This window comes from Micromonospora sp. NBC_00389 (assembly GCF_036059255.1).
In the GTDB taxonomy this organism is placed as follows: Bacteria; Actinomycetota; Actinomycetes; order Mycobacteriales; family Micromonosporaceae; genus Micromonospora.
In genome coordinates, this window is sequence record NZ_CP107947.1 from 4,589,762 (window position 1) to 4,611,655 (window position 21,894).

Annotated in this window: 19 protein-coding genes and 1 pseudogene; 6 read left to right on the forward strand and 14 right to left on the reverse strand. The window is 69.1% G+C overall.

Annotation, left to right across the window (positions count from 1 at the left end):
- Window positions 1-26 precede the first annotated feature (26 nt).
- The 4 genes from OG470_RS21920 to OG470_RS21935 are packed head-to-tail and all read right to left on the reverse strand — an operon-like array spanning window position 27 to window position 6,298.
- On the reverse strand, window positions 27-1,061 hold the full coding sequence (locus tag OG470_RS21920) for an ABC transporter ATP-binding protein (protein ID WP_328414979.1): 1,035 nt from the start codon (window positions 1,059-1,061) through the stop codon (window positions 27-29).
- The gene (locus tag OG470_RS21925; RefSeq protein ID WP_328414981.1) at window positions 1,058-2,659 is read right to left on the reverse strand and encodes an ABC transporter permease; all 1,602 of its coding nucleotides are present in this window, start codon (window positions 2,657-2,659) and stop codon (window positions 1,058-1,060) included. Before OG470_RS21925 ends, OG470_RS21920 begins: the two co-directional genes overlap by 4 nt.
- Entirely contained in the window at window positions 2,643-3,668 is a 1,026-nt protein-coding gene (locus tag OG470_RS21930) for an iron ABC transporter substrate-binding protein (protein WP_328414983.1), read from the reverse strand. The genes OG470_RS21925 and OG470_RS21930 overlap by 17 nt, the downstream gene beginning before the upstream one ends.
- Window positions 3,647-6,298, reverse strand: a complete 2,652-nt coding sequence (locus OG470_RS21935) for an AMP-binding protein (RefSeq protein ID WP_328414984.1) — start codon at window positions 6,296-6,298, stop codon at window positions 3,647-3,649. Before OG470_RS21935 ends, OG470_RS21930 begins: the two co-directional genes overlap by 22 nt.
- Between OG470_RS21935 and OG470_RS21940 the strand changes: the two genes are divergently transcribed.
- Both OG470_RS21940 and OG470_RS21945 read left to right on the forward strand, forming a co-directional pair.
- Window positions 6,277-6,840 carry a 4'-phosphopantetheinyl transferase family protein gene (locus OG470_RS21940; RefSeq protein WP_328414986.1) on the forward strand — a complete coding sequence of 188 codons (564 nt, stop codon included), beginning with the start codon at window positions 6,277-6,279 and terminating at the stop codon, window positions 6,838-6,840. The genes OG470_RS21935 and OG470_RS21940 overlap by 22 nt on opposite strands.
- 319 nt (window positions 6,841-7,159) lie before the next feature.
- Window positions 7,160-8,494, forward strand: coding sequence for an MFS transporter (locus OG470_RS21945; RefSeq protein ID WP_328414988.1), 1,335 nt, complete (start codon window positions 7,160-7,162; stop codon window positions 8,492-8,494).
- A gap of 168 nt (window positions 8,495-8,662) precedes the next feature.
- Here the strand turns inward: OG470_RS21945 and OG470_RS21950 are convergent, their stop codons facing one another.
- The 6 genes and pseudogenes from OG470_RS21950 to OG470_RS21980 all read right to left on the reverse strand — a co-directional run bounded on the left by OG470_RS21950 (window position 8,663) and on the right by OG470_RS21980 (window position 14,314).
- Window positions 8,663-8,935, reverse strand: a complete 273-nt coding sequence (locus tag OG470_RS21950) for an Imm32 family immunity protein (RefSeq protein ID WP_328414990.1) — start codon at window positions 8,933-8,935, stop codon at window positions 8,663-8,665.
- Window positions 8,936-9,368: 433 nt separating this feature from the next.
- Window positions 9,369-9,936, reverse strand: a pseudogene (locus OG470_RS37325) (heme-degrading domain-containing protein).
- A 602-nt stretch (window positions 9,937-10,538) separates the two neighbouring features.
- Window positions 10,539-11,093 (reverse strand): N-acetyltransferase, encoded by a 555-nt coding sequence (locus tag OG470_RS21965; RefSeq protein ID WP_328414993.1) that lies wholly within the window; start codon window positions 11,091-11,093, stop codon window positions 10,539-10,541.
- Window positions 11,094-11,200: 107 nt separating this feature from the next.
- Window positions 11,201-11,881 (reverse strand): GOLPH3/VPS74 family protein, encoded by a 681-nt coding sequence (locus OG470_RS21970; RefSeq protein WP_328414994.1) that lies wholly within the window; start codon window positions 11,879-11,881, stop codon window positions 11,201-11,203.
- Between the two features lie 10 nt (window positions 11,882-11,891).
- A complete protein-coding gene (locus OG470_RS21975) occupies window positions 11,892-12,896 on the reverse strand; it encodes an acetamidase/formamidase family protein (protein WP_328414995.1) in 1,005 nt (334 codons plus the stop codon).
- 5 nt (window positions 12,897-12,901) lie between these two features.
- The gene (locus tag OG470_RS21980) at window positions 12,902-14,314 is read right to left on the reverse strand and encodes an APC family permease (protein ID WP_328414996.1); all 1,413 of its coding nucleotides are present in this window, start codon (window positions 14,312-14,314) and stop codon (window positions 12,902-12,904) included.
- Between the two features lie 428 nt (window positions 14,315-14,742).
- Between OG470_RS21980 and OG470_RS21985 the strand changes: the two genes are divergently transcribed.
- Entirely contained in the window at window positions 14,743-15,357 is a 615-nt protein-coding gene (locus OG470_RS21985) for a hypothetical protein (protein WP_328414998.1), read from the forward strand.
- Here the strand turns inward: OG470_RS21985 and OG470_RS21990 are convergent.
- Entirely contained in the window at window positions 15,347-15,793 is a 447-nt protein-coding gene (locus OG470_RS21990; RefSeq protein ID WP_328415000.1) for a hypothetical protein, read from the reverse strand. The two genes, OG470_RS21985 and OG470_RS21990, sit on opposite strands and share 11 nt — an antisense overlap.
- Before the next feature lie 36 nt (window positions 15,794-15,829).
- Between OG470_RS21990 and OG470_RS21995 the strand changes: the two genes are divergently transcribed.
- The 3 genes from OG470_RS21995 (at window position 15,830) to cutA (ending at window position 17,921) form a co-directional block, all read left to right on the forward strand.
- Window positions 15,830-16,417, forward strand: a complete 588-nt coding sequence (locus tag OG470_RS21995; RefSeq protein ID WP_328415002.1) for a metal-dependent phosphohydrolase — start codon at window positions 15,830-15,832, stop codon at window positions 16,415-16,417.
- Entirely contained in the window at window positions 16,414-17,376 is a 963-nt protein-coding gene (locus OG470_RS22000) for a phosphotransferase (protein WP_328415004.1), read from the forward strand. The genes OG470_RS21995 and OG470_RS22000 overlap by 4 nt, the downstream gene beginning before the upstream one ends.
- Before the next feature lie 203 nt (window positions 17,377-17,579).
- Window positions 17,580-17,921 carry a divalent-cation tolerance protein CutA gene (gene cutA / locus OG470_RS22005; protein WP_328415006.1) on the forward strand — a complete coding sequence of 114 codons (342 nt, stop codon included), beginning with the start codon at window positions 17,580-17,582 and terminating at the stop codon, window positions 17,919-17,921.
- A 10-nt stretch (window positions 17,922-17,931) separates the two neighbouring features.
- On the opposite strand, the gene OG470_RS22010 is transcribed toward cutA, so the two are convergent.
- The 3 genes from OG470_RS22010 to OG470_RS22020 form a co-directional block, all read right to left on the reverse strand.
- Window positions 17,932-19,230, reverse strand: coding sequence for a helix-turn-helix domain-containing protein (locus tag OG470_RS22010; RefSeq protein WP_328415008.1), 1,299 nt, complete (start codon window positions 19,228-19,230; stop codon window positions 17,932-17,934).
- 368 nt (window positions 19,231-19,598) lie between these two features.
- Complete coding sequence (locus OG470_RS22015) at window positions 19,599-20,264, reverse strand: 2'-5' RNA ligase family protein (RefSeq protein WP_328415010.1); 666 nt, start codon at window positions 20,262-20,264, stop codon at window positions 19,599-19,601.
- On the reverse strand, window positions 20,261-21,724 hold the full coding sequence (locus OG470_RS22020) for a helix-turn-helix domain-containing protein (RefSeq protein WP_328415011.1): 1,464 nt from the start codon (window positions 21,722-21,724) through the stop codon (window positions 20,261-20,263). The genes OG470_RS22015 and OG470_RS22020 overlap by 4 nt, the downstream gene beginning before the upstream one ends.
- Between the last annotated feature and the right edge of the window lie 170 nt (window positions 21,725-21,894).

Here is a 21,894-nt window from a genome sequence, read left to right on the forward strand (position 1 = left end):
GACCCGCCGTAGCACCGTCGGACGAGTCAGCGTCGAGGGAATGACCGGACGGGTGCGGGTGCGGCGATACTCACCTTGTCGCCTGGGCGAGGGGCCCTATCGCCGGGGACGCGCGCCACCAGGCGGCTGGTCTGGTCGATCAGATCCAGGCGGACCATCGCGTCGGCGCCCTGGTAGGTCACCGACGAGACCAAGGCCGTGGTTTCGGACGGCTCGCCCAGCACGAGTTGCTCGGGTCGGACCATCACGAGTACGTCGCCGGTGGCTGGCTCGGCCAGGTCGAGCTGGCCCAGGCAGCAGGATACGGTCCGGCCGACGGCGTGTCCACTGAGGAGCATCGCGTCACCGAGGAACCGGCCGACCTCGGGCGTGGCCGGTGCGCCGTACACGCCGGCCGGGCTGTCGATCTGGGCGAACCGGCCGTCGAACATAACGGCCACCTGGTCGGCGAACGACAGCGCCTCGGCTTGGTCGTGTGTCACGAGCACGGTGGTTGCCCCTCGCGCGGCGAGAGCGGCCCGGGTGGCTTCGCGGGTTGCGGCGCGCAGTGCGGTGTCGAGCGATGAGAACGGCTCGTCGAGCAGGACCACGGATGGTTCACGGGCCAGGGCCCGGGCGAGTGCGACCCGCTGCTGTTGCCCGCCGGACAGCTCGTCCGGCCGGCGGCGGGCCAGGCTCGGTGACAGGCCGACGAGCTCGAGCAACGGCTCAACCTGGGCCGCTCGACGCCGTTCGGCCCGCGGCAGCCCGAAGGTGATGTTGCCGGCGACGTCGAGGTGCGGGAAGAGTGCGCCGTCCTGTCGGACGTAACCGATGCCGCGCCGCTCCGGAGCCACCAACGCCGGTCCGTCGGTAAGCACCTCGCCGCGTACCTCGATTCGCCCGTGGTCGGGCCGGATGAAACCGGCGATCGCCCGCAGCAGCGTGGTCTTGCCGCTGCCGGAGGGACCGAGCACCGCGGTGATGCCGCCCGCGGGCACCTGCAGGTCGACTTGGTCAAGTACCGGCGGGCCGCCGTAGCCGACAGTGAGCCCGGTGATGGAGATGCCCGCACCGCTCATCGCTGGTCCAGGATCTGCCGGCGCAGCAGGATGGTGAGCGGGGCGGACAGGGCGATCATCGCCGCAGCGTAAGGGGCGCTCGCCACGTAGTCCAACTCGTCGCTGGCCGACCAGAACGCGGTGGCCAGCGTCTCGGTGCCGGTCGGGGCGAGGAGGAGGGTCGCGGTGAGTTCGGTCGACGCCGCGAGGAAGACCAGCACGAATCCGGTCAGCGCCGATGGCAACACCAGCGGAAGGACCACCCGGATGAGGGTACGGAGACCGGACAGCCCCAGCGAACGTGCTGCCTCGAGGAGTTCGGGTGGAGCCGCGGCCAAGCCGGCTCGCCAGGCGACCATGGCGCGTGGCATGAAGAGCACCGTGTAGGCCAGCACCGCGAGTGCGGCGCTCTGGTAGACCGGACGGGCCCACTGGACCGCCAGCGTCACCAGCGCCAGCCCGATCACCACCCCGGGAAGTGCGCTCGCCAGGTAGGTCACCCGCTCCAGCGCGGTCGCCACTCTAGACGGGTACCGGTGCAGCAGCCACGCGGCGGGCAGCGCGGCGACCGACGCCGCCAGGCCCGCCAGCACCGCGAGGCCGACCGTCGAACCCGTCGCCGCGAGCAGCGGGCCAACGACCACCGCGCCGGACGTGATCGCCCGCACCAGCCACCGCAGCACCAGCACCAGCGGAACCAGCAGCGCCAGGCCGACCAGTGCGGCGAGTGCAGCGGACGCGGGGACGGTCCACGCGCCCAGGCGGTACGCGACGGGACGCTGCCGGGCGCCGGCGCCCATCCGGGCGATCCGTGCGCGGCCGCGCAGCGGCACCTCGAGGGTCAGCAGGCCGATGCAGAGCACCACCAGTACGGCGGCCAGCAGACTGCCGGCGGCGTTGCTGAACCCGACCGAGAACTGCTGGAGGATCGCGGTGGTGAAGGTGGGGAACCGCATCATCTGCAGGACGCCGAACTCGGCCAGCAGGTGCAGGGCCACCAGCAGCGCACCGCCGGTGATGGCCGGTCGCAACTGCGGCATCGCCACCCGCAGTACCGCTCCCAGACTGGATGCGCCAAGCGACCGCGCGGCATCCAGGTGCCCCTGGTCGAGCGCCCGCAGCAAGGCCGCGGCCGGCAGGAAGACGAACGGATAGTAGGCCAGGGCGGTGATGAACACCGCGCCACCCAGTCCCTGGACCTCCGGCAGCACCGATGTCCAGGCGTAGCTGCTGACGAAGGCCGGGATGGCGAGCGGTGCCAGGAGCAGCGTGCGCCATGTGCCGGCGCCCGGCAGGGTCGTTCGCTCCACCAGCCAGGCCGCACCACAGCCCAGCAGCACGGTGATCGGAACGGTCAGCAGGACCAGGAGCATGGTGTTGCCGAGCAGTTCGGCCGTCCTCGGCCGCAGCAGCAGCCTCGACGCCTCGTCGCCCGCGGCAGAAGCCTGACTGATCACGACCAGGACCGGCAGGACCATCACGGCCGCGACCAGGCCCGCGGCCGCCACGACAATCCACGGCATCCGGGCGGACCGGCGGGTGCGTACGACTGGCCGGGGCGCTACCGGTTCGTCGTACGCGGCGGCGGGCGACTCGCGAAGGTCAGAGGATGCCGACATCGGTCATCAGTTCATTCACCTTGTCGGAGTTGAGCGTGAAGGGGTCGACCGGCGGCGCCTGCAGGCTGTTCAACGGCGGCAGCGCGGGCGCCGAGGCGACACCGCTGCCCACGGCGTACTCCATCGACTGGGAGTCGACCAGCACCTGCTGCCCGGCCTTGCTGGTGATGAAGGTCAGGAACTTGTGGGCCTCGGTCGGCTTCTTCGTCCCGGCCAGCACAGCGCCTCCGGACAGCGACACGAACGCGCCGGGGTCCTGGTTGCGGAAGTAGTGCAGGGCCGTGTTGGCGCTGCCTTCCTTGGTGCCGGCCTGGTCCCGATACCAGTAGTAGTGGTAGATCACGCCGCACTCGATCTCACCGGCATTGACCGACTTCATGGTGGCGATGTTGTTCTGCAGCACCCGGGCGTTGGACTTCAGACCCTTCAGCCAATCAGTGGTCTTCTGCTCGCCCTGACCGGCGAGCATGCCCGCGACGATGGCCTGGAAGTCCGCGCCACCGGGGGCACACCCCCAGCGGTCCTTCCATTGCGGGGCGGCGAGATCCATCAGCGACTTCGGCAGGTCGGCCTTGTCGAGTTTGGCGGTGTTGTAGACCAGCACGGTGGACCGGGCGGCGATCGAGGTCCACGACTTCGACGACGGAGTCAGGTGGGCCGGCACCTGCCGCCGGGTCGCCTCGTCCAGCGGGGCGAGCAGCTTGTTCCGCTCGACCAGCGTCATCGCCGGACTGTTCTCGGTGAGGAACACGTCGGCCGGCGACGCGGAGCCCTCGGCCACGATCTGATGACCCATCGAGGCGTCGGAGCCCTTGCGGACCTGCACCTTGATGCCGGTCGCCGAGGTGAACGCCTCGGCCCACGCCTTGGTGAGGTTCTCGTGCTGCGCGGAGTAGACCTGCAGCGAAGCGGGGTCGGCCTCGTACCCGTCCTCGGATTTCGACCCGCACCCCACCAGGCCCACCGCCCCGATGGCGCCCAGGCCGGTCAGGAACGTGCGTCGACGCATGTCATGTCCTCTCTCACGAATTGCTTCGCCGCCACGTGGCGACGGATGACTGCGGCCGGAGGCGGAGGCGACAGCCGCCGGCGCAGGACGTGCTTACCGACCGCACAGAACCCCAGGCCGGCGGCGATCGCGGCCGCGAACTGGATGATCGGAGAGCCGAAGAACGCGAACACCTGGAACTGCACGAGGTAGATGTGCAGCGAGGCGGCCGCCAGTGCGCCGAGCGGACGGACGAGCAGCCGCGGCACCGGTAGCACGGGCACGAGCGCCAGCAACGTGAGCCCGCCCATGATGGTCAGGTTGCGTGCGGGGTCCCCGGCGAAGAAGCCAAAGGCGGCGCCTGCGGCGACCGCTGTCGTGACGAGTCGGCGCCGCCGGCTGTCGGCCGCCGCCATCGCGACTCCCGACAGGAACAGCCACGCCACCGTGCCGGGGAGACCACGCAGCGGGCCGTCGTACAACGCGAGCACCAGATAGCGAGGCACCAGCAGCACGGCCACGGCGCCCATCGCGGTACGCCAGGCGTCGGCGCCGTAGGCGGCCCGCAGCCACGGAACAGCCAGCACCGCGACCGTGGCGACCATGATCACCAGGTAGGCCTCGACGAACCAGAAGTCGTTGATGTCCCGCGGCCGGGCGAGCCAGTGCACCAGCGCGACGTTCGACCAGTGGACCGTTCCGAACCCGAACAGCATCACCGCCGCGACGGTCACCGCCGGGACGACCACCCCGACCGCGATCCGGGCGGTCCGCCGCAGGCGCTCCGCCGTCGTCGGCGAGGAGAGGACGTACCGGGCGAACAGGAAGCCGGCGACCGCGAGCAGGATGTGCGCTCCGCCGGGCAGCCGGAACAGGCCGACATGACTGCCGCAGATCGCCACCACGGCCACGCCGCGCAGGACGACGGTCGTCTCGACCCGCCGCACCAGCGGGTGACGCCACCGGGAACGTGGCAGCCGGTCGGCGAGCGCGACCAGGTCGCGCACCGGCCGGTGGTGCCAGTCGGACGGCAGATCACCGAGCAACCGCGTCAGGCCGACGGACGCCACGACGTGGCTGAAGGAGTCCCCGCCGAGCTCGACGAACGACCGATCGGGGTCGACGCCACCGCGGCCGACGAGCGGCTCCAGTACGGCGACCACCGCGGCGGCGGTCTCTGCGTTCTGGCCGGAGGTCTCGGTGACGTGTAGGTCGGCGCTGCCCCGGCGGTCGAGTTTGCCGTTTGGCAACAGCGGGAGGTCGTCGACCGCGCGGACCGAGATCACCGACCGGCTGAGACCGGAGACCTGGGCGGCCTGGTCACGAACCTCGTCGGGGGACTGCTCGCAGCGCCGATAGGTGACCTGAAGCTGGTCGTCGCGGCCGGTGACGCAGGACTGCAGCCCCTGGCCGCGCAGGGAGCGCTCGACCTGGCCGAGGTCGATCCGGATTCCCATGATCTTCACGAAATCGGACCGCCGTCCGACGATCCGGACCAGCCCGTCCGCGTCGATCCGCGCCAGGTCGCCGGTCCGAAGCTCGGTGTGCATCCGACCCAGGGCCAGGTCGTCGGGCTGCTCGGCGTACCCGAGCATGACGCCCGGACCCGTGAACACGAGCTCGCCGACCGGGCCGTCGGGTGAACCCACCGCTTCGTCGATTCCGGCCGCGTCGAGCCGGAACGCCGACCCGACGATCGGCCATCCCACCGCATCGGGGTATCGCTCCGACAACTCGGGTGGCAACACGGCCATCCGCGCGGTCGCCTCGGTCTGGCCGTACATCACCGCCATTCCCCAGCCGGCCGCGTGACCCCGAGCGGCGAGCTCTCGCACCCGCGCGGGCGGCAACGCGCCGCCGGCCTGGGCGAGCAACCGGAGCGAAGGCAGATGATCCAGCACGCCCTGGACGTCGAGCAGATCCACCACGTGCGGCGTGGCGGCGACCACGGTCACCCGGTCGCGGCGCAGATCGTCGGCGAAGCCGGGGTCGGCCACCGACCCGGGCCGCAGCACTGTGGTGGCACCGGCGCGGAGTTGGGCGTGCAGCACCGACAGCCCGAAGCAGTAATGCAGTGGTAGCGAGGTGATCGCACGGTCGGCCGGTGTAATCGACAGCGCGGCCGCGATCGCCTCGGCGTTGCTGAGCACGTTGCTGTGGCTGAGCCGAACCAGCTTGGGTGATCCGGTGCTGCCCGACGTACTGAGCAGCAGCGCCAGATCCGGATGCAGGAGGTGCCGCGGTTCATAGGTGTCGCTGCTCGGCGTTGCGGTCGCGAAGGTGCCATCCGGATGGAGCCACAGGTCGGGCTGGTAGACCGCGGTGATCGACTGATGATCAGGCGGGGTGATCAGTGCCACGTGCCCGGCCGACAGCACCGCCAGATAGCCGAGGACCAGGTCGCGATGCGGGGCCAGCGGCACGTGCACGAGCCGCCGACCAGCCTGTGCTGACGGCAGGCTGGCCGCGAGCGCAGCCACCCGATCGGCCAGTTCCCCGTAACTGAGAAGGCCGGCGGAGTCGATCAGGGCAGGGCGGTGCGCGTCGGCCGTGTCGGATACCGGGACGGCGGCGCGTACCCGCCGGGGATCCAGCAGAGACACGGTAGGTGAGGCTAACCTAATCAAGTGTGGCTGTCCAACCGTCGACAACGAGCAAGATCACGGTGTTTACCGTGGGTTTGACGAGGGCGCACGTCGGATTGCTGGACCTGCTCGACCACCGTGAGCGGCAGCGCGTGAATCGCACCGTAGCTGAGGCGGATCGCGCTCGGTTCATGCTCGGAGCGGCGCTGCTGCGCACCGTCACCGGCTCAATGCTCGACCTCCCGACTGAGGCGGTGACGGTGGACCGTACGTGCTCGCAATGCGCCCGCTGGCACGGCCAGCCGAGGCTGCCCGGCACGACATTGGAGATGTCCGTGTCGCACAGCGGCGCGGTGGTGACCGTTGCCGCCCTGCCCGGCGGCGGGCGGGTCGGGATCGACGTCGAGCGGACCGGTGATCGGCCGGTGCGGGAGGTAGTCGCCTGGACAATCGCAGAAGCCCAGTTCAAAGCCGGTGGCGGATCGGGCCTGACACTCCACCGGCTGCCGCCCCCGGCGCCTCGGCACGTGCTGACCTTGGCTACCAACCGGGCCGCGGCCACGGTCGAGGTGGTCGACGCGACGACCCTGCTGCCGCCGTATACATGATGGCAACCCGACCCCGGACGGCGGCATAAGTGACCGATCGGGGCGCTCGTTCATCTCCAACGACCTTCTCAACCGGGCGCTGGATGGCAGAGTCGGCGAGCGGTGGCGGCACGGATCGTGACAAGGCCGGTTCCCGCTGATCTTGTTACAACGCAGCCAGACCGGGCTGATCTCTGTCGCGGCGATTCCAATCCGGTATCCCGGGGCGGTGGCGGTCCCGCGTTGGCCAACGGGCACTTCTACGACCGATGCGGTGCGCGGGTGCTGTACCCGCTGCCGGTCTGCTGCCCCGGGGGGAGCGCTGCGGATAATGTCCGGCATGCCTCCGAGAGCGGATCGTGTGGACGACGTCGCCGATGTGGGAACGGCGGGCGGTGCCACGGGCAGACTGCCGGCGATCGACTGCCCGCCCTCCAGCGTAGGTCTGGCCGGGGGTGGTGGGTCGGCGTGGCGGGTGGTCGTCGGCTTCGGTGTGGTGAGCCTGGCTGCGGACATGGCGTACGAGGGTGCTCGCTCGGTCTATGGGCCGCTGCTGGCCTCGCTGGGCGCCTCGGCGGTCGTCGTCGGCTTGGTCACCGGCGCTGGTGAGGCGGCGGCGCTGCTGCTGCGGCTGGTGTCCGGGCCGCTGGCGGACCGGACCCGCCGGTACTGGTGGCTGACGATCCTCGGGTACGGGCTGACTGCGGTCTGCGTGCCGCTGCTTGCTGTTACCCCTCTGTTGGGCGGCGCCGGCCTGGCTGTCGCCGCCGCGTTGATCCTCGCCGAGAGGCTGGGCAAGGCGATCCGTAGTCCGGCGAAGTCGGCGCTCCTGGCCGACGCCGCCAGCCGCGTCGGCCTGGGTCGGGGGTTGGGCGTACACAAGGCGTTGGATCAGGTCGGCGCTTTCGCGGGCCCGCTGCTCGTCGCGGCGGTCGTCGCGATGGCGGCGGGGTCCCTGACGCCGGGTCTGGCCGTCCTGACCGTGCCCGGCCTGGTCGCGATGCTGCTGCTCCTCGCCATCCGGGCGCGGGCGGAGGGCTTACCGGCGGCCGGCCGAGCCACCGCGTCAGTATCCACGCCGGTGACCGGGCGGAGACCGCTGCCTGCCCGGTTCCACCTGTTCGCGGCGGCGATGGCGCTGTGCACGGCGGGTCTGGTGACGTTCGGGCTGATCGGTTTCCACCTCGTACGCGCGGGCGTCGTCGCGCCCGCGGCGGTGCCGCTGATGTACGCGGCGGCGATGGCCGCGGGCGCGCTCGCCGCCCTGGTGACGGGTGTGGTCTATGACCGGGCCGGCCCGTGGGTGTTGCTCGCGTTGCCGGCGCTGATCGCCGCCGTTCCCGCCCTGGTGTTCGGCGGTGGTCTGCCGCTGGCGGTGGGCGGGGTGGTGGTGTGGGGTGCGGCCGTGGGTGTGCAGGACTCCACGGTCAAGGCGCTGGTCGCCGATCTCGTGCCGCGGGAGCGTCGGGCGACGGCGTACGGGGTCTTCGCCGCCGTGCAGGGCGCGGGGGCGCTGGCCGGCGGCGCCGCAGCCGGAGGTCTGTACGAGTTCTCACTGGCGAGCCTGGTGGTCGCGGTGGCCGTCACGCAGGCCGCCGCCTTGGTCGTGCTCGTGGGCGTCCTGGCAACGGCCCGCCCAGCCTCTGAAGCTAGACGCAGACACACCGCCCCATAGCGGCGGTAGGCCATGTGGCGTCGACGGCGAGGCCGCACATCTCAGGTCGTCGGAAGCGCCGAGACCCCGATCGGGTCACGTCGGGCGCATGAGCGCGTCGCGGCGCACCGAGTGAACCTCTACGTCCCCCGCTCCGCGCTCCCCAACCCGAGATCAATGCATTATCTGCTAAGGCGCGTCTGGCCAGTCGGCCACGATGACCAAAGGGACTGAGTCCGGCGACCGGTAGTCGTCCCCAGGAAGGTACTCGATGTGCTGATGCCGGCGGACTGTCCGGTCATCGGCGGTCTCGGCTTGCTCAGCCACTCCATCGAGCCCGTCCCAGAGGATGTCGAGAAACTCGTGACCACCGGAGAAATGCAGCGAGGTCCCGCCTTGCAGACTGACAAGCAGCGGGCCGGCGGTCGCCTCTTGACTGACGACCCCGCCGGTGATCGCCACCTCAAAGGGCTCAGGATGTTGGCGTAGCAGCCGGCCGAGGGCGCGGAGGGAAGCCGGCGGACCGGCAAGCTCCAGCTCGCCGTCGCTGACGGAAAGACGGCAGCGCCGGTGATCGTCCGTCGCGCATTGTCCCTCACCTCGCGGCCCTCGCGTCGCCGGCACCGCCTTTCCGGATCTGCCGCAGACCGCGCGTCACGCACGGTAAGCAGCCGACGTCCGCTGTCTCGGGCGGTGGTCGCTGGTCGCTGCTTGCTCAAGTGTCAGCAGCGGTGGCGTGGCGACGATCGGAGGGGCCAACACCAAGACCAGTTGGTGAAGCGTCAGATGTCCAGGCGTGTGGGCTTCCCACTCCTACGACACCGCATCCTGCTCGGCTGACGTCGCCCTTTGTCACCACCGAGAGTGAGACAGCCGAAAGTGGAGAAAGAGCCGTTCACGCGACGGCCTCCTTTTCGGAGCCCTTGGAATCCAGGAAGAGCCCGAGGGCCTCGATGACGAGGCGGTGGTCGTCGAGTTGGGGCAGTCCTGAGACGGTGACGGTGCCGACCGGGCTGGTGCCCCTGAGGATGATCGGGAAGCAGCCGCCGTGCGCGGCGTACAGGGCCGCTTCGAGGTGGGATTGTTCCTCGAAGGTGGTGCCGCGGCGCGGGTAGGTCTGGCCCACGAGGTAAGGAGCTGTGTCCGAACCGGCGGACGACGCGGATCTTGCGTTCGATCCAGTCGTCGTTGTCGCCAGAGGTGCCGTGCAGTGCGTAGTGGAAGAGTTGGTGGTCGCCGAGGCGGATGTCGACGGTGACAGCGTGGCCGCGCTCTCTGGCCAGCCCGACCAGGCGAGTTCCCAGGGCCCATGCGTCGTCATGGTCAAAGCGGTCGAACTGGAGGCGTTCTTCCTGCTCCTGGAGCTCCGGCGTCACGGCGTACCGTTCCCTTCCTCGATCGTCAGAACGATCTAAGCAGAGGAAGAACCGGCGAGCGGAACGTTCATCGTGCCGTACGTCCATCAACAGATCGGGGTCATGCCGGCATCCGCTTCGCCGACCGTGCGCGCTGTCTCAGGACATCGGTCACGCTGAGTGAACATCAGCCTCGGTGCTGTTCCTTGGGAGACGCGGCGAAGCGAAGCGCCAAGGCACCGGGGACGCCGCGGTCGCCGCGCCAGGGATCGGGGAGCACGTGGGGAGCAGTAGGGTGCGCTGAACGGCGTTGAACTGCATCCAACAGCACGCAACGGCTCTCAACTGCACCCGCTGCCACCTGCTGCTTCTCGTTTTTGCAGGTCAGAGTGGGTGCAGCGTCCTGCTTCACACCGAAGAGGTCGCTGGTTCGAAACCAGCATCGCCCACTCTCAGTTTGTGCAGGTCAGAAGCCCGTTGCCGAAGTATTCGGTAACGGGCTTCACTGTGTATGCGGCTTACATTGGGAGCAGATTGGGAGCAGCGGCGCAGGTGGCGGTCCCGGTCGGGGCACTACCGACGCGATCCGATTGACCGCCCTGCAGCCGAGGGTTAGACGTTGGGGTCGCGTGCGTGAGACAGCGCCCTGCGGGCTTTTGTAGCCGGCGATGCGGTACCGGGGCGGTCGGGGTTGCGGCGCATTGGGCAGATCAGCGGGCCGTCGGGCAACGTGATCGCCGGTCGGGAGATGTACCCGTAACGGTGTACAAGTGCTGAGACTCGCTGGTCGTCGCGGTCCAGGAGGGCAGGTCAATGCGGTCGAGGCGGCTGCGGTGGTGGTTGAAAATTCCGCTGCCACGCCTGGTGCGCTGAGCACGCGCTGCGACGGCGAGGAAGGCCAGGTGGTAGTGCGGTTCGGTGGGTCGCTGGCCGGTGAGGGTCTGGTCGAGGATGTCGAAGCGGTGCGCGTGTGGGCCGGCGGCGTTGGTGAGCCGATCCGGGTAGTTGGCCGGTGGTGGGATAGGGCGGTAGCGGTGGAAGCCGACGGTGGCGGCGCTGAGGTCGTCGGTGATGTGGATGTCGCCGTAGAACATGGCGTGCTCCACCCAAATTTCGAGGACGTCGGCGAGGATGCGGCGCCGCTGCTGCGGGTCGGGGACGAGCCACTCGGCGAGAGTGCTGGGGTGTAGGGCGTCGGCGATCAGGGCGGCGACGGGGCCCTTGTCTGTCCAGCGGGCGGCGCGGATACGGGGAATGTCCTGCATGGCGGGGAGCCTCCGGCGTGCGGGTCGGGGGGGTGACGGTAGGTGTGGGCGGGTTCCTCGGCCTAGGCGTTGCCGCCGTGGCCGGGGGATGCATGCCCTCGGTGAGTTCAGCGGTAGGCAGCGGTCGTGAGGTCACCCACGGCGGCGTCGACCGCGGCGGTGATGTCACGGACCTGCCGGTAGTGCTGGTCGGCGACTGTCTTCAGGCGTGCGGTGAGTGCGGTGGTGTCCTCGTCGAGGTAGAGGTGTGGGGTGAGGCCGAGGACGGCGACCAGGCCGGCGAGGGCGGCCGTGTGGTTGTTCGGTGGTTCCCGTCCGGCGGCGAGGTAGCGCAGCCGGGCGCGGGGGACCACGGTCCACTTGGTGTCGGTGGGCAGGTAGGTGTCGGCGCGGATGAGCCCAGCGAGACGGCGTCGGGTGTGGTGGTGCAGGATCCCGGCGGCGAGCAGGCCGGCGCGGGTGCGTTCGTAGAGGTCATCGGCGAAGCCCCGCAGCCAGGGCTTTACCCCTGCCCTGGTGGGGTGGGCGTAGCGGACCGAGGCGAGCGCGGTGTCAGCGATGAGGTCACCGACGGGCCGGGCGTTGTGCAGACGCAGTTGGCTGGCCGGACGGGTCGCCTCGTCCGGGTCGAGGGTGACCCGTCCGGCCAGGAACAGGTCGATCAGGACTGCGCCGGCCATGCCGAGGGCGAGGGCCTGGCGGTGCACGTGCAGGTGGCCGGTGTCGTCGTCGTGGCCGAGGAGGAACAGTTCCTCGCGTAGCGGCAGTTGGGGGATCGACGTGGTCATCAGCTGGGTCCTACCGCAGTCCGGCTGCGAGCTGTCGCAGCCGGCGGTGCACGCCGTCGTACGCGGCGCGCGGGGCGGGTAGGAGGGTTTTGTCGACGGCGGCGAGGACGGTGTAGTTCGGGTCGCACACGTTGCCGATCGGCGCCCGCCCTGCCTGCGACACCAGCTGGTAGGCGTCGAGGGTGTCCAGGCCGGTGAGTGCGCTGGCCCAGCCGACGAGGTCGTGGTGGGCGATGCGGTAGGCGTCCTCCAGGGGGCGGGCGCAGCCGACCGACATGATTGACGTGTCGGTTTCCAGCCGGGGCCATGGCGTGGACATGCCCTTGAGCAGCTCGACGATCAACGTCGTGGTGGTCGCGATTTCCACGCCTACGCCGCAGGCTTCACCCTCGCCTTGGCGGGCGTGGCCGTCGCCGAGGGCGAGCATCGCCCCGTGCACGTTCACCCCGAGGTAGACGGTGGCGCCGGCGCGCAGCTCGGGGGAGTCGAGGTTCCCGCCGTGAGTGCCGGGGATGATGGTGGAGAGCGCCTGGAACCCGCCGGGTGCGACGCCGATCGTGCCGATCATCGGGTCCAGCGGCAGATCCACCGTGTGGTCGCTGCCTGTTGCCTGGAACCGGACTGTTCCGGCCTTGTTGTCGATTCCGTACACCCACACCCGCTCCTGGAGCGGTGGCTGGAGCGTGGCGGTGTGGCTGGTGGAGGTGAGCGCGCCGAAGTGCGGGAACGTGGACGACACACCCCACGTGCGGGCGGGCACGATCGAGGCGATGTGGACAGCGAGCGTGTCACCCGGTTCGGCATCGTCGATGAAGAACGGCCCGGAGACGGGGTTGAGGTAGGGCATGCGGCACACCTGCGACGGCAGATCGCCGGGGCCGCGCACGAGGCCGCCGAAGCAGTCTTCGGTGAAGACCTGCAGCACGTCACCCGAGCGCACATGAGCGATCGGTATCCGGCCGCCGAAGGTGTAGGCCAGTTCGTCGGGGCCGGGGGAGTACACGATGCCGTCCATGCCGATCACACCCGCTCCGCGTGCAGCCGCCGGGGCTGCGGCTGCGTGGGCGCCAGCCCGGATAGCGTCGGTCGCCGCCCGGACAGGTACAGGCCGGCCAGGACGAGGATGCCGAGGGTGAGCCATGCCAGGCCGAGGCGTTGCGCGGCGATGTTGGCGTTGATCACTACCCAGGTGAGGATCGCGAAGCCGACCGTCGGCATGACCAGGTGCGCCCACAGGTTGGTGCTGCGACCTCGGATGAGGTGATGCACGATCACGGAGACGTGCAGGACCAGGAACGCGACCATCGCCCCGAAATTGATCAACGACGACAGTAGGGTGATGCCGTCCGCGCGGGTGGCCATGTACAGGCCGAGGGCGAGGGACACGGCGCCGGTGAGCAGGGTGGCGTTGATCGGCACGTTCCGGCGGATCGACACCTTCGCCAGAAACGCCGGCAGCTGCCGGTCCCGCGCCATCGCATACAGCAGGCGGCTGGTGGCGACCTGGGCGACCATCGAGTTCGGCAAGCCCCACGCGATCGCCGTCGCCACCGCGCACAGCGTCGCCAACCAACTTCCGCCAGCCGCCGCGGCGGCGTCGTAGAACGCGGTGCCGTTCGGATCCCCGTCGCTGAGCAGTGACCCCGGGTCGGGGAGGAGCATCGCGGCCAGCCACGTCTGCGCGATGAACAACACCCCCGCCAACACCAGCACCGCGGCCATGGCCCGGCCGATCTGACGGGCGCCGCCTCGGGTCTCCTCGGCCAGCATGCTGATGCCGTCGAAGCCGAGGAAAGACAGCACCGCGATCGACACCGCGCCGGCGACAAGGGACCAGGTGAAGGTGTCGGAGTTGTAGAACGCCTCCCAACTGAACCGGCCTCGACCCGTGGCCAGGGCCCAGCCGGCGACGGCCAGGAAGACCGCCAGGACGATCAGCTCGCCGATGAGCATGACCCGCGTGACGACCGCGGTCATCCGGATGCCCACCGAGTTGACGATCGTGTTGACCGCGACGAAGCCGACCAGCCACAGCCACACCGGCACCGACGGCACCGTCGTGTGCATCGCCACCGACGCCACCAGGTACAGCAACCCTGGAACCAGGACGTAGTCGAGGAGGATCACCCAGCCGGCGAGGAAGCCCACCGGTGGGCTGATGCCTCGGCCGGCGTAGTTGTAGACGCTCCCTGACATGGGGAACGCCCGCACCATCTGCGCGTACGAGAACGCGGTGAACACCAGTGCCACCACACCGATCGCGTACGCCAGGGCCACCATCCCGCCCGAGCCGGCGTACACGCTGCCGAAGATCGCCATCGGCGCGATCGGCACCATGTACACCAGCCCGTAGGCCAACAAGTCCCGGAACCGTAGTTGACGGCTCAATTCCTGCCGGTAGCCGTAGCGAGCCAAATCAGTCTGGTCATGCATGAAGCGAACCTTTCCAACAAGGGGCGAACGAGAACGGTCGCGGTTGTGGCCGGGCTGCTCGGTGACCCTTTAGCCGGGCGCGATCAGTCAGGCACCGTGTCTCCCGGCAGGAGTGGTCACCGCCCGTAGAGACCCAAGCCGACCGCCTCCGATGTCGGCTAGGGACGCCGCCAGGGTCCGACAACCCATTGACATCGGGCGCACCCAAAGCCGATCTCGATTAGCAAGATCAGGGGGAATTCGGTCCAGGTCCAGCGTTGTCGGAGAATTGTCGGAAGTGGTCGACGTCCCTAACCGACAAGCGGAATCGACGGCTGTGATAGGTGCGTACCACCCGCCGTGTGTAGAAGGCGGGCGGTACGGGCAGCACCGGCAACCTGCTCCCGCTGCCTTTCAACACCCCACTGCCCCCTCAGGAGGGAAGCGTCATGGCTAGCTCACAGATGCCCGCGGCCACCGCGGTTGGTCGTCGCGCAGCCGAGATCCTCGACCAGATGCGGCAGCACCCAGCATTCGATCGGCTGCACAGCTCGTCGATGAAGTACTCCAGCTGCTGGGCGACCTTTACCGGCTACCCGGCAATCAGCCGTTGGTCGCTGGACCACGACGCCGCGCCGCTGTTGACCGAGGCGCTGCGGGTACTGGCGCTCAAGGCAGCGGTGTTCGACCTGTCCGACGGCGACGAGGAGGCGGCCGAGCTACTGGTCCCGGCACCGGTGGACGAGATGATCCACGCCGTGCTCGCCCAGTTCACCCTCATGTCCCGCATGCAGACCGACCTGGCGGTGGTGTTCCCGCACGCGACGGAGCTGGAGGAGTTCACCTACACCCGCGGCTGCCTGACCGACTCCTACTACGCGGCAGCGGGGTGGGGGGACCAGCCGTTGCGGTACTGGCTGGACTCCGCCGAAGTGACGCGGCGGCTCAACGAGCTCAACGCCCACTACCAGTCGGCGGGCATCGGACGCGACGGCCGCAGCCACGACTTCGACTTCGGCCAGCCGCACCCTCAGTGGCCCGATCCGGTTGGGGTCAGCGGTTAGTCAACTCCACCGACAACACCCGCCGCATGGCCGCCACGACCTGCCGGGGATCGAAGCGTTCGCCGGCGAGCCGTTCGGCGCGTGCTACGGCGGCGAAGATGCCCTCCGCCGGTGCGTCCCGAAGAACGGCAACCAGCCAGCCCTCCAGATCCACCAGCTCGGTAGGCAGTTCCAGGGCCGCCGGCGTCGGCGCTGGCCGTGGCACCGCCACGGGAACCGGAACCCCCAGCGAGGCGTATCCGCCTGGTGGAAGCCCAACCCGGTAGGGATGCACACATACAGCAACACCGTCGCCGGTGACACGCCAGCCGATATCCGCGTTGTAGGCGAACTCAGGTCCGGGCCGGTCGACCACGTCGAACCGGCCCGGACCGAGCACCTGGGCGGGACACACGACACACGTCTGCTCACACCACTGCGGTAGCGGCCCAGACATGGCGCCGATGCTACGGCAACCAGGAGGTATCAGGGTATGACCGTCTTATCCCCACCCCGGCCCACCACCATCGACCGCGCACTCCGCGACGCCCAGCGATGGTGCGCCGGGCACACCATCGACGACCGCCCCGCACTGGCCCACGCCGTCCGGGTCGCCGTCACCATCGGCGAGCACCTCCCAAACCCGGCGCCGGACCTGATCGCGGCGGCGCTGCTCCACGACGTCCCAGACTTCGCCCCCGCCACGCCAGACATCTACCAGGTCCTCGCCGCCGCCTACGGCCCACAGGTCCCGCGGATCATCGCCGCCCTACAGGCCGAACACGACGCACTCGACAAGCCGGATCCGCCCATCCGCGTCGACGACCTGCCCGTGCTGCTCGCCTCGACCGCTGACAAGATCGTCGCGCTCACCTCGTTGCTGCAACGCGCGCACGCCAGCGGCAACGTCACCGACTTCCTCCGCGCGCGGCCGGCGCTACTCGCGCTGCTACCTCACTTCCGCGCCTTCCAACAGGCAGCCCAGCGCAGGGTGCCAGCCGGAATGTCGGCACGCCTCGACGCCACCCTCACCCTGCTCGAACGGGCCACCGCCGGCCTCCAGACCACGACTACGCCATGAGCAGGCCCGGACTCGACGCCGCACTAGCGCACCAGACCCGCCGCGACCTGCTCACCGCCGCAGGGCAAGAACAGACCGGCTGGCAGGCCATCCAGCACTGGGAACTGTCAAGAGTCGAACGGCTGTTCCTGACCGACGGCAGCAGTGTGATCTGCAAAATCGCCACGGCGCCATTCACCGGTGAAGCCACCCTGCTGCGGACCCTCAACGAACGCGGCGCCGCCGTGCCAACACTGCACGGCTATACGCTGCGCCCGCAGACGATCGGCATGCTGATGAACGACCTCGGCGATCCAATACGCGCCGCGACCACGGCCGAAGCCGCAGCCGCCGCCTGCTGGGTCCACGCCGTGCCCACCCCCACACTGCCAACGTTCGACCAACAGACGCTGGCTTCCCTGCCCAAGCAAGCAATCGCCGCGCTCACTGCCCTACGCCTGCAGGAACGATTCCTCCATACAGGCCACATCGAGGCGCTGCTGGAGCGGCTGGCTGCCGTAGCAAAACGACGGGCCGACGGCGCCGAACGGGAGCCCTTCGGACTGTGCCACGGCGAGTTCCACCCCACCTCGCTGCACGTCAGCCGCACCGGATGCCACCTCCTCGACTGGGCGAAAGCGTTTACCGGCCCTGGCCTGCTCGACCTGGCCACATGGTTCGGTACTCGCACACCCACCGATCCCACCGAGCTAACCCACCTGATCGGCGCCTACGTCGCCGCTGGCGGCAACGTAGAGGCGCACGCTAACCGCGGCGGCCTGCCGCCGGCGCAGTGGGCCCTGGGCTGGCACCGCATGTGGGCAGCCTGGTGGTTCCTGACCACGGCCGCCGCAGGACACCACCAACCACACACCGACAGCCACCACTCCCGGGTCGTGCACCGCCAACTGAAGGCAGCCGTGCAGCTGCTGGTGGCGGCCCCGTCGAACGTGCTCGGCAGTCACCTGAATCTGCGGTGACGGGCACGCCGGCCGGCCGGCAACACGAGCCGAACTCAACACGCGGAACCCACACCCGCAAGCGCATCCTTCGCCGCCGCGGTGCCGTTCCTCGTCACCTCGCCCAGCGGATGGCCACCGACAGTCCGTCGACACGACTTCGCATGGCTGCGGCGTCTGCACCCAGTGATCTCCGCGCCGACGCGATGCGTAGTGTCGCCAGCATGAGTGAGGTGTTGCAGGTGTATACCGCCACCGATAGCCGCGAAGCCGCGCAGCGGTTGGCCCAGGGGGCTGTACGCGCTCGCCTGGCAGCTGGTGGCCAGATTATCGGCCCGGTGGAGTCCCTGTTCTGGCACGAGGGAACTTTCGGCACCGGCCAGGAGTGGCAGGTGGTGCTAAAGGCCAGCAGGGGGCAGTACCAAGAGCTGGAAAGCTATCTCAAAGCGCACCACGAGTGGGCCAACCCGGAGATCATCGCACTGCCGGTCATCGCCGGCTCCGAGCCCTACCTTGCCTGGGTACGCGGCATCACGGCGAGGACGGACGAGCCTCAGAGGGAGTAACCTTGATGCCCTACAGGGAGACCTCCCGGCAGGCCCCTGCGTCCTCGTCCTGGTAGGGCGGGAGGCGTTTGCGGACGACGGCGATGCGGATGGCCGGGCGAGGGGATCCAACGCCGGTGCAGAGACGCTTCGACCGGTCCAGAATCGCTGCTGCTTGTTCGAGCTCACCGGCATCGAGATAGGACTCGGCGAGCCAGGTGGAGTAAAGAGCCTTGTCCCTGGCATGCGCGTCATCAAGCCGCCGCAGGGCCACTTCCAGCTCAGGTATTGCGCGCAGAGGGCGCCTCAGTTCAGACCAAACGCGGCCCGTCATGATCTGAACCTCGTCGTGATCGACCCATGCAGCCCAATCCGGTGGCGTGTCGAGTCGGGCTTTGCTGAGGGCTTCGTGTGCCGCGTTCAGGGCAGCGCCCGCTCGTTTCTCCTCGCCCGCGACTGCGTAGGTGAACGCGAGCCGGTCATACAGCAGTGCTCGGACGGCAGGGTTCACATCTGCGCTGACGGGGAGGCTGGACGCTTCGGCGGTGGCGATGTCGGGCTTCCCGAGACTCGCCCGCAGGTAAGCCAACAGCGCCAAAGCGTTGGCAGCCAGAGCCACATCCTCCGCCTGCACAGCAATCGGCCGGCTGGCGGTGAACAACGCGGTAGCGTAAGCATGATCGCCGGCGTCAAACGCCGCCCAGCCGGCGAGTTGGGTCTGCTCGGCGAGCAGCGCTAGCAAAGCCTTCGCGGTTGAGGAGCCGAACGAAGCCGTGTTGAACAGGGACATCGTTGCCCGCAACTCGGCCTCGTAGTGCCGCAGAGTGTCGGCACCGCCGAGATAGTTGTCAAGTCGTCGAAGCCTCACGGTACGCCTCGCATGCTCCTTCACGTCGCCGAGACTGATTCGGCGACCAGTCGTAGAGGTTGCCGGCGCTGCGCCGCACACTGCCAGCGCCGCAGTTGCTCGGATGAACTCTCGACGACGCATCTCCTGCTCCTCTGTCGGCTCGAGCTGGAGCAGCCTGACTTGCGGCGTTTCACTGAAGCCCTGCGCTGCCCAGCTTCTGCCCCCAGTCTCCCGCCGCAGCCTTTGCAGCTGATCGAACGCCGCGACCAGCTGCCCGTCGGCGTCAAGGACCTCATCACAGCGCTCCCAAAAGCGCCTCGGAGCCCGCTGGCGGCCAACCTCCACGTTGGCGATGGTGCTACGGCCGTAGTGGAGCAGCGGCGCGAGCGAGTGCTGGGTAAAGCCAGCGGCTACACGCAGGCGCGCGAGCTGGCGACCAAGCGGCAGCCAGCGACCGTCGCGGCCAGGAACGTCAGACATCGCCCGCGTCATTCACCTTGGCCACCCCGTCATAGCCGATAGCTCCTACGGTCGGTCCGGACCTGCTGCTAACCCTATTCGATCTCGCCCTCTACCTGACTGTCGCGGGTGTCAACAGATTGTCGGTGCAGATGTCCATCGCTTGTCGACACCCTGCTACCTCCGATTGCTGGATACGCGCTTGTCGGGTGATGGCGAACCCGTTCCTTGAGCCAGCAACTTCACCGGCTCGGACAGCGACACGGCTTCGTCCGGATAGCACTGGAGGTGGGCCGAAAGTGCCCTTGAGATGGCCAAATCACTGATCGCCACGAGCCGCCCCACGCACTGGACGGTTTCCCGAATGACGAGGCCAGCGTCTTGGCGCATCACGCGCCAAGGGGCGCGGTGGCCACCGTTGTCCACTGGTAGGTGCGGTGTTCTCGGCGCAGCGTGATCAGCGTTGCCTGTCGGATGGTCACCCGGGCGGGAGGCTGATGGCGGAGGGCGTTGAGGCGGTCCCAGATCGGTCCGGTCGGTGCTCGCGAGCCGCTGTAGGCGATCGTCACGTGGGGCCGGAATCCTTCAGCGGCCTCCGGCACGATCTGCCACACCGCGCCGATGGCATCGCGGATGGTGGCGCGGAGGTGTTCGACGCGGTCCCAGGGACGGACGAGCAAGCCGATTCCTTCGGCGTCGGGGTCGACCGGGCCAAGTGACAGCTCCAGCGGCGGCAGGCCGGCACAGCGTCGCCGGGTTTCGGCGACGATCGTTTTGATGTCGCTGTTCGTGACCTCGTCGGTGAAGCCGAGACCCTGCATGGTCAAGTGCAGCCCGTCGAGCGGCACCAAGTCCAGTCCGGGCAGAGTGAGTTGGCGTTGCAGATCGGTGACGAGGTGATGGAGTTCAGGTTGGTGTTCAAAGGTGAGGTGCCAGGTGTAGAACTGGCGGTCGGCCCGCCAGCCCGGGCGCCAGTACCAGTGGTTGGTGAGTTCGGGCAGGTCCTGGTAGGCGGTCCAGCGCTGGTGCAGGCTGGCCAGTTCCCGGCTGCTCATGACAGCGATGGTAGAGCGGCCTGTCCGGTGGCACCGATCTGTGTGCGGTCGGCGAGCAGGTCGGCGACGTGCCGTAGCCGCGGGTGGCGGGCGAAAGGGCGGGCGGCGGTGAGGAACTGACGGGCGCGTTGGTGGACCGATTCGAAACGCTGGTCCGCGGTGAGGGTGAGCGCCTCCACCGCCAGTGCGCCTGCCTCCTCGGGGTCGGGGTTGTCGGCGTGCAGGTGCGCGGTGGCCAGGTCGAGGCGGCTGAGTGCACGCGGGCCAGCCAACCCTGCGGTGTCGAACGCGGTGATCGCGGTGGTCAGATGGTTGGTGACGCCCGCGGTACGGCCGAGCGCCAGGTAGGCGGTCGCCGCGTTGGCCGCGGTCCTGGCCGGGCAGTACGGGCAGAGGGCGAGACTAGCGCTGACCGACGAGCCGGCCGGGTAGTCGGACAGCATGGTGAACGCTTGGTCGACTGCACGGTCGACGCCGTACCGGTCGCCGAGACGGGCGAGGGCCCGCGCCTGACCGTTGATCGTGAGGCGGATGCGGTGCCCGCTGGTGCCGCCACGGCGCAGGCCGTCCTGGGCGTAGGCCAGCGCGTCATGGTAGTCACCGGCGTAGAAGGCGACCAGGCTTTGCGTGGCCCGTGCCCAGGCTTGCGCGTCGGACTGCTCGGCAGCCTCGGCGAGGTCGAACGCTTCGGCGGCGTAGGCGTGCGCCGCACCGAATGCGCCGAGGTCAAGGGCGAGTGCGCCGAGAAGTCCGGACAGGTGAGCGGCGACGGCGTAGAGCCGGGCGCGTTGCGGTGGGTGCTGCCGGCCTGCCATGAGCTGGTCGACGTAGGAGCGCAGCGGTCGCATACGCGCTATAAGGATTACCGGGGTGAGGCGCTCGTTGTCGGCGATCGCCTGCCGGACCTCGTTTTCCAGATACGCGAGACGGATGTTGTCATCGACGGAAGACTTCAGCGCCAGCCGGCGGGCATCGATGCTGTCCTCGCGTTCCCACAGAACAGCACCGCCATTCGCTCCAAAGGCGTCGTGGCCAGCATCGGTCGGCGTCGCCGGCCCCGACGTGCTCCTGGCCTCCTGGATCGCCGATGAGCGTCGTCGTTGACGGTTCAGCTCGGTGATGCGGTCATACTCACTGACGAGCACGCCACCGGTCTGCAGCACAGTGTCGCAGCGCGCCCAGAAGGCACGGTCCGGGTGCTGGTGACCGGTCTCCGTGTTCGCCACGGAGCTGCGGCCGTACTGCACGAGCCGCGCCAAGTCGTGCTGGGTGTGACCGCCAGCCCTGCGCAACTGCGCGAGCCGGCGGCCGAGCTCGCGGCGGGCGGCTTTGGTCTCGTCGCTGTCAGCCATCGCTAACCCCCGGTCTACTGCAGACGTGCAGTCACGATGTGTGCAGACGATAGCTGCCGCCTGTGACAATCTTCCGGGCCGGCCGAGCAGCGCCGGCCATCTGGCCAAGCATCAGTGCGGCCGATGGCCGCTGCGAGATCGGGCAGCATCGTCAGGTGCCCATTGTCGAGCGCGGCGGCCGACCGTGGCAGGACCACAATGTCGAAGTTTTGTCAGAGTTTGATGTCGGCATCTGCCGACAATTTCGGCGCATGGCGCTGCGGGCGTGTCGACCGGCC